The 13,650-nt window shown below is 69.6% G+C and carries 10 protein-coding genes; 2 read left to right on the plus strand and 8 right to left on the minus strand.

Going from position 1 to position 13,650, the window contains the following annotated elements:
- Positions 1–21: 21 nt before the first annotated feature.
- Both FHY09_RS06390 and FHY09_RS06395 read left to right on the plus strand, forming a co-directional pair.
- Positions 22–837, plus strand: a complete 816-nt coding sequence (locus FHY09_RS06390; RefSeq protein ID WP_166925284.1) for an MBL fold metallo-hydrolase — start codon at positions 22–24, stop codon at positions 835–837.
- Positions 838–987: 150 nt separating this feature from the next.
- The gene (locus tag FHY09_RS06395) at positions 988–2,940 is read left to right on the plus strand and encodes an acetyl-CoA hydrolase/transferase C-terminal domain-containing protein (RefSeq protein WP_166925286.1); all 1,953 of its coding nucleotides are present in this window, start codon (positions 988–990) and stop codon (positions 2,938–2,940) included.
- Positions 2,941–3,012: 72 nt separating this feature from the next.
- Here FHY09_RS06395 and tkt read toward each other — a convergent pair whose 3' ends face one another.
- The 8 genes from tkt to FHY09_RS06435 form a co-directional block, all read right to left on the minus strand.
- Positions 3,013–5,013: a transketolase gene (gene tkt / locus FHY09_RS06400; protein WP_166925288.1), complete on the minus strand. Its 2,001-nt coding sequence runs from the start codon at positions 5,011–5,013 to the stop codon at positions 3,013–3,015.
- 216 nt (positions 5,014–5,229) lie between these two features.
- Positions 5,230–6,555 (minus strand): dicarboxylate/amino acid:cation symporter, encoded by a 1,326-nt coding sequence (locus FHY09_RS06405; RefSeq protein WP_166925290.1) that lies wholly within the window; start codon positions 6,553–6,555, stop codon positions 5,230–5,232.
- Between the two features lie 67 nt (positions 6,556–6,622).
- Positions 6,623–8,338, minus strand: a complete 1,716-nt coding sequence (locus tag FHY09_RS06410) for a BatD family protein (protein ID WP_166925292.1) — start codon at positions 8,336–8,338, stop codon at positions 6,623–6,625.
- Entirely contained in the window at positions 8,335–10,152 is a 1,818-nt protein-coding gene (locus tag FHY09_RS06415) for a VWA domain-containing protein (protein ID WP_166925294.1), read from the minus strand. Before FHY09_RS06415 ends, FHY09_RS06410 begins: the two co-directional genes overlap by 4 nt.
- The gene (locus FHY09_RS06420; RefSeq protein WP_166925541.1) at positions 10,149–11,069 is read right to left on the minus strand and encodes a vWA domain-containing protein; all 921 of its coding nucleotides are present in this window, start codon (positions 11,067–11,069) and stop codon (positions 10,149–10,151) included. The genes FHY09_RS06415 and FHY09_RS06420 overlap by 4 nt, the downstream gene beginning before the upstream one ends.
- 77 nt (positions 11,070–11,146) lie before the next feature.
- Positions 11,147–11,596 carry a DUF4381 domain-containing protein gene (locus FHY09_RS06425; RefSeq protein WP_166925296.1) on the minus strand — a complete coding sequence of 150 codons (450 nt, stop codon included), beginning with the start codon at positions 11,594–11,596 and terminating at the stop codon, positions 11,147–11,149.
- Positions 11,593–12,501 carry a DUF58 domain-containing protein gene (locus FHY09_RS06430; protein ID WP_166925298.1) on the minus strand — a complete coding sequence of 303 codons (909 nt, stop codon included), beginning with the start codon at positions 12,499–12,501 and terminating at the stop codon, positions 11,593–11,595. Before FHY09_RS06430 ends, FHY09_RS06425 begins: the two co-directional genes overlap by 4 nt.
- A gap of 17 nt (positions 12,502–12,518) precedes the next feature.
- Positions 12,519–13,559, minus strand: coding sequence for an AAA family ATPase (locus FHY09_RS06435; protein ID WP_166925300.1), 1,041 nt, complete (start codon positions 13,557–13,559; stop codon positions 12,519–12,521).
- Positions 13,560–13,650: the final 91 nt, after the last annotated feature.

Below are 13,650 nucleotides of genomic sequence, written 5' to 3' on the forward strand. Positions count from 1 at the left end.
CGCCAGAAACAGGAGAGTCCCATGCCTGCCCACGTCGAATCGTTCTTCCACGCCGACAGCCACACGTTCAGCTATGTGGTGCACGATCCAGCCACCGCCGAAGCGGCGTTGATCGATCCGGTACTGGACCATGACGTGTCGACGGGCCTGCACAGCGCCGCCCCCCTGCAGCCGGTGCTCGATTACCTGCGCGAGCGTGGCCTGCGGGTGCGCTGGCTGCTGGAAACCCACGCCCACGCCGACCATATCTCGGGCGGGCAGTGGCTCCGGCAGCATCATTTCACCGAGGCGACGCTGGCCATCGGTGAAGGCATCGGCGAGGTCCAGGCCAGCTTTGCCCCGCGCTACGGCATCGACCTCGCCGCGGCACCTCCCGCGTTCGACCACCTGTTCGCCGACAACGAGACCTTCATGCTCGGCAGCCTGCAGGCCCGTGTCATCGCCGTGCCCGGACATACCAGCGACAGCGTGGCCTACCTGGTCGGCGATGCGCTGTTTCCCGGGGATTCGCTGTTCATGCCTGATGCCGGCACCGCCCGCTGTGATTTCCCGGGCGGCGACGCGGCACAGCTCTACCGCTCCATCCAGCGCCTGCTTGCGCTGCCGGAGGCCACGCGCGTGTTCGTGTGCCATGACTACGGACCCGGCGGCCGCAGCATCGCCAATGAGACGACGATCGGCGCGCAGCGCGCGCACAACATCCATGTGCGCGACGGCGTGGACGAGGCCACGTTCGTTGCCGCACGGCAGGCCCGCGACGCGACACTGCCGGTACCCCGGCTGATGGACCCGGCCGTGGCCGCGAACATCCAGGGCGGCGCCACCTCCGTGGGGTAAGGGCACTTCGCGGCGGCGGTGGACGATCTTGAAGGTAGGCAACGCGGTGCGGGGTCAGGCGGGGCCGCCGCATCGGCGCGTCGACAGCGGTTCAAGGCGGGAATGCTGTAATGCGGTGATTGTCGCCGTATCCAAGCAGGGAAGAACCCCATGACCGACCACCTGACCGACCTGGACGCCGCCGTCGACTGGCTGTTCTCGAACATCCCGGGACCGCTGCGCGTGGCGGCGCCGCTGGCGCTGGGCAAGCCACACCGCCTGCTCAACGCGCTGTACGCGCGGGTGGCTGAAGACGCGGATCGGCCCCTGCATCTCTACACCGCGCTTTCGTTGAATCCGCCGCAGGCCAAGGGCGATGGACTGGAAGCACGCCTGCTCGGACCCTTCGTCGAACGCCATTTCGGCGCGGAATTCCCGCGCCTGGCCTACGCCGATGCGATGGCCCGCGATGCGCTGCCGGCCCACGTGCAGGTGGAAGAGTTCTACATGCAGTCCGGTGCGCTGCTGGGTTCGCGGCAGGCCCAATCCAGTTACACCAGCCTCAACTACACCCACGCCGCCGATGCGGTGGCGCAACGTGCGCCGCACGTGATCGTGCAGAAAGTGGCGATGCGTCCGGACGACCGTCGGCTGTCGCTGTCCTGCAACAACGACATCACCCAGGACACGCTGGACGCCATCGCCGCGCGCGGACTGCCACGTCCGCTGCTGGTGGCGGAAATCGATCCGCAGTTGCCCTACCTGGATGGCTCGGCGACGGTGGATGTGTCCTTCTTCGATCTGGTGATCACCCCTCCTGCGCCCTACCCGGCCCTGTTCGGACTGCCGCGTCAGCCGGTCGCCGACGCCGACCATGCCATCGGTCTGTATGCGAGCACGCTGGTCCGCGATGGCGGCACGCTGCAGATCGGTATCGGCACGTTGGCCGATGCGCTCAGCCACGCGCTGGTGCTGCGCCACACTGACAACGCGCGCTACCTGCGTGCGCTGGAGGCGCTGGATCCGCAGTTGCTGGACCACCCGCTGGTGAAGGAAATCGGCGGCCTGGCGCCGTTCCAGATCGGGCTGTACGGCTGCAGCGAGATGCTCAACGAGGGCTTCCGCAAATTGGTCCAGACCGGTGTGATCCGGCGCAAGGTACACGACGACCTGGCTTTGATGGAGCGCATCGAGAATGGCAGCACGCTGTCCATCGACCACGCCACGCTCGCAGCAGAGGGCCAGTACCTGCACGGCGCGTTCTATCTGGGATCGCCCGAGTTCTACCATTGGCTGCGTACGCTGCCGGACGATGAACGCGGCGCCATCGGGATGCGCCGGATCAGCGAAATCAACCAACTTTACGGCGGCAACGAGGCGCTGGAACGGCTGCAGCGCCGCCATGCGCGCTTCTTCAATTCATGCATGATCGCCACCGGACTGGGTGCGGCGGTGTCTGATGCGCTGGACGATGGTCGCGTGGTGTCAGGCGTAGGCGGCCAGTACAACTTCGTTGCGATGGCGCACGCGCTGCCGGAGGCGCGCAGCGTGCTGATGCTACGCGCTGCGCGCGTCGAACGGGGCCAGCGGGTGACCAATGTGCGCTGGAACTACGGTCACACCACCATTCCCAGGCACCTGCGCGATATCTACATCAGCGAATACGGCATCGCGGACCTGCGTGGACTCACCGACGAAGACTGCACGCAGGCCATGGCGGGGATTGCCGAGGCACCGTTCCAGGCCGCCCTGCTGCAGCAGGCCTTCGCCGCACGCAAGCTGCGCCAGGCCGTGCCGCCCGATCCGCGCGCGCAGCAGCGCAACACCCCGCAGCGCCTGTCCGATGCGCTGGCCCCGCTGCGGGCGGACGGCACCCTGCCCGATTATCCGCTGGGCAGTGATTTCAACGAGGTGGAGCAGGTGCTGGTGAAGGCGCTGGGATGGCTGAAAAGCCACACCGCAACGCGACCTGCCCTGCTGGCCACGGTATGGGCTTCGCTGTGGCAGCGTGCCGGCGATGGGGACGCCGTCTACCTGCAGCGCATGGCGCTGGACGCGCCCGCAACCTTCAGCGAACGTCTCAACGCACGCCTGCTGCGCCTGGCCCTGGCGCGCACCACCTGAACGCAAGAGGGGACGGAGGGAATCAGGTCGCAGCTTCAGCAACGACTTGATTCCCCCGTCCCCTTCCGGTCGTCAGAGGGCCTTGGCGGCTTCCACGACGTGGGCAGTGGTGATGCCGAAGTGCTGGTACAGCTTGTCCGCCGGCGCCGAGGCACCGAAGGTGTCGATGCCGATCACCGCGCCATCCAGGCCGACGAACTGGCGCCAGAAGCCGGTGACACCGGCCTCCACCGCCACCCGCCTGCGCACGGCGTTGGGCAGCACGGCTTCGCGGTAGGCCGCATCCTGGCGCAGGAACACGTCGGTCGAAGGCATCGACACCACGCGGGTCTTCAGGCCCGCCGCATCGAGCTGCGCCTTGGCTTCCGTCGCCAGCGTCACTTCCGAGCCGGTAGCGATCAGGATCACGTCAGGCGTGCCGCCCTCGGCGTCGGCCAGCACGTAGCCACCGCGTTCGATCTGCGCGATCTGGCTGGCATCGCGCGGCTGGTGCGGCAGGTTCTGCCGGCTGAACACCAGGCAGCTCGGACCGTCCTTGCGGGTGATCGCAGCCTTCCAGCTCACCGCCGATTCCACGGCATCGCACGGGCGCCACACATCGTTGTTCGGGATGTAGCGCAGCGAGGCCAGGTGTTCCACCGGCTGGTGGGTCGGTCCGTCTTCGCCCAGGCCGATCGAATCGTGGGTGTAGACGTGGATGGCGTGCGCCGGGATCAGCGCACTCATGCGTACGCCGTTGCGGGCGTAGTCGCTGAAGACCAGGAAGGTGGCATCGAACGGCAGGAACCCGCCGTGCAGCGCCAGGCCGTTGGCGATCGCGGTCATGCCGAACTCGCGCACGCCGTAATACACGTAATTGGCGTTTGCGTCGTCGGTGGCAACCGACTTGCTCGCCTTCCACAGGGTCAGGTTGCTGTGCGCCAGATCGGCCGAGCCCCCGACCAGTTCCGGCAGCAGCGGCGCATAGGCTTCAATGGCCAGCTGCGAGGCCTTCCGCGAGGCGATCGTCGGACCCTCGGCCGCCACCTGCGCGATGTAGGCATCGGCCTTGGCAAGGAAATCGTCCGGCAGCTCACCGTGCGAACGGCGGGTCAGTTCGGCGGCCTCGGCCGGGTACTGCGCGGCGTACTTGTCGAACTGCTGTTCCCATTCGGCCTGGCGCAGGGTGCCCGTGCCGCCGGCCCGCCAGCCGGCGTAGATGGCTTCGGGGATCTCGAACGGGCCATGGTCCCAGCCCAGCGCCTTGCGCGTGGCCTCCAGTTCGTCCTTGCCCAGCGGTGCGCCGTGGCTGGATTCCTTGCCGGCCTTGGCCGGGGAACCGAAACCGATGGTGGTACGGCAGCAGATCAGGGTCGGCTTGTCGTCCTGCGACAGGGCGGCGTCGATACCGGCCTTGATGCTCTCCGGATCGTGGCCATCCACGTCACGCACCACGTTCCAGCCATAGGCCTCGAAACGCGCGGCGGTGTTGTCGGTGAACCAGCCTTCGGTGTTGCCGTCGATGGAGATGCGGTTGTCATCCCAGAAGCACACCAGCTTGTTCAGGCCCCAGGTACCGGCCAGCGAAGCGGCTTCATGCGACACGCCTTCCATCAGGCACCCATCGCCCATGAACACCCAGGTGCGGTGATCGACGATTTCCAGCTCCGGGCGGTTGAAGCGCTGCGCCAGCAGCTTCTCGGCGAGAGCGAAACCGACGGCATTGGCGAAGCCCTGGCCGAGCGGACCGGTGGTGGTCTCCACGCCGGGCGTCTCGTGGTATTCCGGGTGGCCGGCGGTGTGGCTGCCGAGCTGGCGGAACTGCTTGAGCTGCTCGATCGGCAGGTCGTAGCCGCTCAGGTGCAGCAGCGCGTACTGCAGCATCGAGCCGTGGCCGTTGGAGAGCACGAAACGGTCGCGGTTGAACCACTGCGGATTCTTCGGGTTGTGCCGGAGATAGTCGTTCCAGAGCACTTCGGCGATGTCGGCCATGCCCATGGGCATGCCGGGATGGCCGGACTTGGCGGTTTCGACCGCGTCTGCGGCAAGGAAGCGGATGGCATTGGCCAACTGGCGGCGGGTAGGCTGCGTCATGGTTCGGTCGGAATCAGGGAGGCGGCCGCGGACGTGCGGGCGACCCATTGTCCCACACCACTGCATGGGTCAGGACACGCCGCGCCAGACGGGGCATGAACGACAACGCCCGGCGCAAGGGCCGGGCGTTTCTGAAATGTCGCAGATGAACAGGCGTGCGGTAGCAAGGCCGGGTCGGTGACCGCGCGCCCCCGCGGTCACTTTCCGGGGGCCTGGTCAGACCTCGCGGTCGACCGCCACCGCAACGGCGGGTTCGTCCTTTTCACCCTTGGCCACCAGCGTCGCCAGGGCCAGGTCACCGGTGACATTGAGCGCGGTGCGGCACATGTCCAGGAAGTGGTTCACGCCCAGGATCAGGCCGATACCCAGCGGGTTGACGCCAACCATCGCGCAGATCATCGCCACCACCGGCAGCGAGCCCGACGGCACGCCGGCCGTACCGATGCCGCCGAGGATGCAGACCGCCATCACCATCACCTGCTGGCCGATGCTCAGGTCCACCCCGAAGAACTGCGCCAGGAAGATCACGGTCACGCCTTCGAACAGCGCGGTACCGTTCTGGTTGGCCGTGGCGCCGACGGTCAGCACGAAGCGCGAGACGCGCTGCGGCAGGCCCATCTGGTCGGCCACGCGCAGGGCGGTGGGCAGCGTGGCATTGCTCGAGGCGGTGGAAAACGCCATCACCGTGGCTTCCTGCGTGTCGCGGAAGAACGACAGCGGCGAACGGCCCGACAACCACACGGCGGTGCCGTAGGTCACCACCATGTGCAGTCCCAGCGCCAGCACCACCACGCCCACGTAGGCGCCCAGCCGCACCAGCAGATCGAAGCCGAACAGCGCTGCCAGATTGAACATGAAGCAGGCCACGGCGTACGGCGCCAGGCGGATGACCAGGTTGATCAGGGTCATCGAGACTTCGAACACGCCTTCGATGGCCTTGCGCAGCGCGCCGGTCTTTTCCGAGTCGGTCAACACCATGCCGATGCCGAACATCAGCGCGAAGAACATCAGCGACAGGATCGCCCCGTTGCTGGAGGCCGCCGCGACGATGTTGTTCGGCACGATGGACAGCAACATGTCCACGCCTTTGGGCGAGGTGCCGGCACCGGCCACGATTTCCTGCGAACGCTCCAGGTTCTCGGTCAGCAGCTGGTTGGCCAGCGCCGGGTCCACGCCCGCGCCCGGCTTGAGCAGGTTGACCAGCACCAGTCCGATGCCCACGGCAATGCCCGACAGCACCACGGTATAGGCCAGCGTCTTCCAGCCGATGCGACCCAGGGAACGGATGTCGCCCATTTCCGACACGCCCATCACCAGTGCCGAGAAGATCAGCGGCACGATCAGCATGAAGATCAGGTTGAGGAACAGCCCTGACAGCGGCGTGGTGAGGTAGCTCATCACCCACCGCGCACCCTCCATCAGGCCCGGCATCTGCGCGCCGAGCGCATGCACCAGCAGACCGGACAGCAGGCCGACGGCGAAACCGATGCCCATCTTCCAGTGCAACGGCATCTTCTTCTTCGTTGGGCGGGCTGCGGTCATCGGCACGGGATCCTGGCAAAGGAAAACACTGTAGCAAAGCGCGGACGCCCGCCAGCAGTTTTCCGGGTCATGGGGGATACAACGGGGGCAGGCCCGTGTCGGCCACGGTGGCCGGCGCGGACCAGTGCGGTCCGTCATGGAAGGCTGCCTTCAGCCGGCGGCGCACCTCCGGCACGTCGCCCTGCCCGGACCAGCGTGCCTGCTGCAGCTGCTGCAGCGCCTCGCGCTGGTCGCTGTCGGACAGGCGTTCGATCACCTGCTCCAGCCGGCTCACGCCCGCCATGGAGCACAGCAGGCCGGTGATCTCGGCCAGGCTGTCGGTCTCCAGCGCGCGCCGCAGTGCCGCCCGTGCGGCGCGGTCCGGACCGCGCGCCGCCGGCACCCCCGTGCCCTCCGTCCCCGGTACAGGCGGCGCGGTGGCAGGGCGCCCGCGACGCCAGCCCCACCACAGGGTGAGCAGCCACAGCAGGGCCAAGCCCACGGTGGCAACGATCCACGCGCGCTGGTCCTGCAGGCCGCTGCGGGCCAGATCGGGCGCATCCGTGGCGGCGCCCACATCGGGTCCTGCTCCTGCCGCGTCATCCGGCAGGGCCGCCTGGGTATCCACCGTCGCGGCCGGGACGGCCGGCGCGGACGTGCCTTGAGCGACCTGCAGCACCAGGTCGGGCAGCGTCGTGCGGCGTGCCTGCCCTGCCCGCACGTCCCACCATTGCATCTGCAGGCCCGGGACGGTCAGCGCGCCCGCAGCGCGCGGCACGATCGCGTAACGGCGGGTGACCTTGAGCTGGGGCGAATCGCCGGTGAAGGTTTCCTCGTACTGCGCCGGCTCGGCGAACACCTGCGCCTGCGCGCCGAGGTCCGGCACGGGCAGGCCGGTGAACTGCGCCCGCGTGGCGCCCACGGCGACGGCCTCCACTTCGATCGTGACCGCTTCGCCACTGCGCGCACGCTGCGCCGCGGAAAGGTAGCGCAGCCGCAGGTCCTGCAGCGGCAGCCAGGGTTGCGGTGCATCGGCCGGCTGCGGCCGCACCTGCAGGGTCTGCGCGGGCGAACGGGCACGCAGCGTGCCATCGCCGTTGCGGCCGAAGAAATCATCGAAGAACGACCCGGCGGTGCGTCCCTCGAAGCGCGCGCCGGGAAGCTGCAGGGGGCCGCTACGCTCGGGAATCAGCAGGTAGCGGCGCTCGGCCACGTTGTAGCGGCGGCCACCGACCTCGCGCACATCGCTGCGGTCCTCGCCGACCACCTGCAGCGAGGCGCCCTCGGGCGTGTCCAGGGCCAACGTGCCAGACGCCAGCTGGGCCGCGTAATACAACCGCACCACCACGCCCACGCTCTGTTGTGCGTAGGGCCTGGGATCGTCCACCGACGTTTCCACGAAGGCCACCGCACTGCCGTCGTTGCGCGCCGGCCGCGCGGCAGTGACCTGCAGGCGCAGGGCCGGCGTCTGCGTGGCGCCGACCCGCAGCGGCGGAATGTTCAAAGTGCCTTCGCGCTTGGGCACCAGGGCCACCCCATGCAGTGTCCGCCGTTGCATGCGGCCGTTGACCCACTCCACCTGCCGGTTGCGCGACTGCGCGCCGAGTTCGAAATCGGTGCGCAGCGGGCTGTAATCCGGCGTCGCATCGGCGTCGGTCTGGATGTTGAGGGTGACCGTCTCGCCGGCCTCCACCTGGGCGCGGTCCAGCCATGCCCGCGTCTGCGCCTGCAGCGCGCCGGGCAGCAGCAGGACCAGCATGAGCAGCCACGGCCACAGTGGCGTGCGGGAGTGCGGGAGCGTCATCGGCCTTCCTGTTTCCTGCGTTGGTTTTCCAGCTGGAACTTCGCGCGCAGCAGGTCACCGGGCTGGTCCGGCACGCGGCGCATCCAGGCCTCCACGGCCTGCTGCTGTTCGCGCTGCTGCGGGGTCATGGACGGCGCCCGGGCGGCAGCGGCGTCTTCGTCGGTGCCGCCCTTGCCGTCCTGCGCCTGCCGCAGCGCGTCCTGCATGCGCTGACGCTGCTGCGCGTCGGCCTGCTGCTGCGCGGCGCTGCCCTGTGGCGTCGGTGGCGCAGGGCCCTGCTGTCCGCGGTCTGCGGATGCGGGTTCTCCTGGTTTGGGCGACGGCGAAGGCGGGGCGGGCGTTCCAGGCTGGCCCTCGCCCTGGTGGGACGGTTCCGGCTGGCCCTGGGCCCCTGCCTGCTTCGGTGGCGCACCGGCCGGCGGGTTGCCTGGAGGCGTGCCCTGGGGAGGAGACGGCGGCTGGCCCTGGCCACCGCCGGGTGGCGGCCTGCGCTTTCGCGCCGCCTCGACCACCGCGCGGTTGGCCACCGCGTCGGGCATGCCCGGGCGGACGGCGAGCGCCTTGTCGTACGCCTCCACGGCCGCGTCCAGATCATTCAGACGCGCCCGGGCATTGCCCAGGTTGTAGTACGCCTCAGCGGTCCGGATACCTTCGAACTGCTGCGCGGCGGCGGCGAAATCCCCTGCCCGGTAGGCGTGCACCCCCTGTTCGATCCGGCGTTGCTGCTGCTGGTCGGCACGCAGCCACAGCGAGCCCGTTGGCGCCGGTGCAGGGGCCCCCGCGCCGCCGGTGGCCTGCGCGTGGGCAGGCGGCAGCGGTGCCCACGCCAGCACCAGCACCAGGCCCAGCAGTGGGGCGTGGCGACGGAACGCCAGCAGGGCGAGCAGCATCAGCGGAATCAGCAACCAGAACCCTTCGTCGCGCCATTGCACGGTGTCTCCCCGTTGCTGCCCGATGCCACTGGCCACCGCGCGCAGCACGCCCAGGGCGCGCAGATCGCTGTCGCCGCTGCCCAACCTGCGGTACTCCCCGCCACCTGCGGACGCCAACCGCCGCAGACTGGGTTCATCAAGGGCGGCCGTGCCGATCTGTCCGCGTCCATCGCGGTAGGCCGCACCCGCCGCGGTGCCCAGCCCGAGCACCGACACCTGCATGCCCTGTGCCCGCGCCTGTGCAGCGGCCGCGACGGCGGCCGCATCCGCCCGATCGGTCAGCAGCAGGATGCGCCCCTCGCGCATTCCGGCCCGCTGCAGCAGCTGCGTGGCCCAGTCGATCGCGCGATCGGTGCGCTGGCCGTCGGCAGGCATCACCTGCGGGGAGAGCGCGTCCAGGTACAGCGCGATGTTGGCCACGTCGTCGGTGAGCGGTGCCACGGTATAGGCGTCGTCGGCGTAGACCACCAGCGCCATCTGTCCTCCCTCGCGTTCGCGCAGCAAGGTCGCGAGCTTGGCACGCGCCTGCAGCAGCCGCGACGGCGGCAGGTCGGTGGCGGTGGTGCGCCCGGACAGATCGAGCACGGCCACCAGTGGCGCACTGGCCTGCAGCAACGGCTGCGCCTGCGTGCGCCACGAGGGACCGGCAAGCGCGGTCACGGCCAGCGTCCAGCCCAGCAGCACGGCCCACGGCCAGGCACGTGCGGCGCGCCCGCCGTCGACCAGCAGGTGCGGCAGCAGGTGGGGATCGACCACGTCCTTCCAGCGCCGCCTCTGGCGTCCACGCACCCACGCCAGCAGCACGATCAGCGGCACCGCGAGCAGGAGCCAGAAGGCCTGTGGCCGTATCCAGTGGAGCGTTTCCAGCAGCGGCAGGCTCATGCCCCTGGCCTCGGTAGCAGCCAGCCCAGCGTGCCCAGCAGCATCGCCAGTGCCAGCGCCCAGGGATAGCGTTCACTTCGGGGCCGCAGACGTGGACCTTCGCTTTTGACCGGCTCGAGCCGGTCAAGCTCGGCATAGATGCCGGCAAGCTGGGCAGTGTCGCGCGCGCGGAAGAAGCGGCCGCCGGTGAGCTCGGCGATTTTGCGCAGCGTGGCTTCGTCGACCGGGTCGTCGGACTGGCCGATGTTCAAGCCGAACATCCTCATGCCGCCATCGCCGCCGAAGGCCACGGTGTACACGCGCACGCCTTCGGTGGCGGCCAGTTCGGCGGCACGCAGCGGCGCCAGCACACCGGCGTTGTTGACGCCGTCGGTGAGCAGCACCAGCACGCGCTGGCCCTCGGGTTGTTCGCGAAGCCGCTTCACGGCCAGCGCGATGGCGTCGCCGATGGCGGTTTCGCGACCCGCCAGGCCAACCACTGAATCGCCAAGCTGTTCGCGCACGCTGGCAAGGTCGCCGGTGATCGGCGTCAGCGCATAGGCGCGGTCACCGAATACCAGCAGGCCGACGCGGTCACCGGCCCGACGGTCGAGGAAATCAGCGAGCACGGCCTTGGCCGCCACCAGGCGTTCCACCACGCGGTTGCCGAGCTGCATGTCCGGCTCGCCCATGCTGCCCGAGACGTCCATCGCCAGCATCAACTGCCGCGCCTGCGTGGGTGGTGCGACGGCCTCGCCCAACACCTGCGGGCGGGCCAGCGCGAGGCACAGGCAGCCCCAGGCCAGCCAGCACAACAGGCGGGCCAGCATGCGTGCGGTGGAGGCCGAACCCTGTGCGAGGGCGCCCAGTACCTGCGCCGACCACGGCACGCGCAGCGCCGCACCGTGCGTCGGCGGGCGCTTCGGCCACCACCGCATCAGCAGGGGTAGCGGCAGCGCCAGCAGCGCCCACGGCCACGCGAACACCAGGTCAGGCCAAGGCCAGGCGGGAAGGGTCACGATCGCCGCCCCTCGCGCAGGCTGACGAAACGATCAGCGGCCCAGGCCTGCAGCGGTGCCAGCTCGGCGTCCTCCACGCTGGGCCGGTAACTTCCCTCCAGCAGCAGCTCGCGTTGTGACCGGGTCAAGGCCTGCGGCGGATCCACGACCTGCAGCCATGCCGGCCCCTGCAGCAGCTCGCTGCCGGGCGCGTTCTCACGCGCAGCACGGCGCAGCAGGACGACCAGCACCGCCAGCCGGCCGGTGCCGTCGCCGGCAGCGGCGAGTTGATCTTCAAACTCACGTCGCCAGCGCTGGCGCCGGCGCGCACGCCTGAGCCCGATGAAGACCGGAATGGCGATCAGCACCACTAGCCCTGCGATCAGCATCCACCAACCCGGTGCGGGCGGCCAGAGGGCCGGTTCCGGTGGCAGGTGGACATCGCGCAGTGGCAAGGCAGCGCTCATGGGGTGGACCCACGCATGCCGGGCGCCAACCAGGCCGCGCTGTCATCATCGGTCGCCACCACATGCACCCGCAGGCGGCGTGCAGTGAGCGTCGTCCTGAGCGCCTCCAGCGGTGCTACGAACGTGTCGTGCCACTGCGCACGCACCGCCGCCTGCTGCAGGTCTACGTGCACGCGGCGCCCCCCTGCCAGCAGCGGCAGGCTGCGTGCGGGCGGCTGGGTTTCCAGCGGGTCCACCATCAGCACCACCTCGATTTCATGGTGCTGGGCCAAGGCCGCCCACTGCGCCGGCGGCACGCTGCGCGCCCGCTGCGGATCGGCCAGCACCAGCAGCCGCGCACCGGGCCGCAGCACGCGGCTGGCCCGGCGCAGCGCCTGCTGCAGCCCGGCGTCGTCATCCGGCGGATGGGCATACCAGCGGCTCAGGGCATCAAGCACGCGCAACACGCCGCGGCTGCCGCCGGCCGGTGGCACGGGCGTTTCACGATCACTGCCGCGCAGTGCGGCGATGCGGTCGCCACGACGCTGCGCCGACCATGCAGCCACCGCGCCCACGCGCGCGGCCTGCACCGACTTGAAGCGGGTGCGGGTACCGAAATAGAGGGCAGGATCGGTGTCGGCCACGATCAGCGTGACCCGCTCGCGCTCGGCCTGGAACAGCTTTGTATGCGTGCGCCCGCTGCGCGCGGTGACGCGCCAGTCGATATGCCGTGCATCATCGCCAGGCACGTACTCACGTGACTCGGCATAGTCCATGCCGCGCCCGCGCATCGGCGAAGGCGCCTGCCCACTGGCGCCCACACGTCCACGGCGCGCGGCCGGCGGGCGCAGGGCACTCCCGCGCAGCGCCACCAGTTCGGCAAGCGTCGGGGTGATGCCCTCACCGGTTGCCGTCGTCGGGTCCATGGCCAGGTTCCCCACGTTCAGGGGGCAGGCACGAGGGCGAGCAGTTCCTGCACCAGGCGCTCACCGTCCCAGCCCTCGGCCGTGGCCTCATAGCTGGGCAGGACACGATGGCGCAGCACGTCCGGCGCTACCGCACGCACGTCGTCGGGGGTGACGAAGTCACGGCCGGCCAGCCATGCACGGGCGCGGGCGCAGCGCTCCAGGGCGATCGATCCACGCGGGCTGGCCCCCCATGCGATGCGCCGCGCAAGAGCGGAGTCGTAACGCGCCGGATCGCGCGTTGCCAGCACCAGTTCCACCAGATAGCGCTCCAGGGAGGGCGCCACGTGCAGGTCCAGCACGGCACGCCGCGCAGCGTGCACGTCCTGCAGGGGCAACCGCTGCGGTGGTGTGGCCGGGGCATCAAGCGCACCTCGTGCCCGCTCGCGCGCCAGGCGCAGGATTTCCGTTTCCGCACCGGCATCCGGGTAGCCGATGCGGACATACATCAGGAAACGGTCCAGCTGTGCCTCCGGCAGCGGGAAGGTGCCTTCCTGTTCGATCGGATTCTGCGTGGCCATGACCAGGAACAACGGCGGCAGCGCGTAGGTGTGGCGGCCCACCGTGACCTGGCGTTCGCCCATTGCCTCCAGCAGCGCGGACTGCACCTTGGCCGGTGCGCGGTTGATTTCATCGGCCAGCAGGATGGGATGGAAGATCGGCCCGGGTACGAACTCGAAGCGGCCTTCCTGCGGGCGCCAGATCTCGGTGCCGGTTAGGTCGGCCGGCAGCAGGTCGGGGGTGAACTGCACGCGGGAGAAATCCGCCTCGAGGCGGGCGGCCAGCGCACGGATCGCGGTGGTCTTGGCCAGGCCCGGCGCGCCTTCCACGAGCAGGTGGCCGTCGGCGAGCAATGCGATCAACAGGCGCTCGACCAGTTCGGACTGCCCCACGATTTCGCCGCTGAGGGCTTCCCGCAGGGCCTTGAAGGCGTCGTGCAGGCGGGCGTTGCCGGCCTCGGCCGGAGCGGTTGCCACGATGGGCGGCATGTCGGGGGGCACGTTCGGGATCGGGTTCATCACACTTGGACCGGCACCGGTGATTCCGGTTCCCCATCATCGCAGGCGCGCGTCATCGATGTGATCAATATTGCATGAACAACGGGTGGGA

The sequence above is a fragment of the Xanthomonas sp. 60 genome (assembly GCF_011761925.1).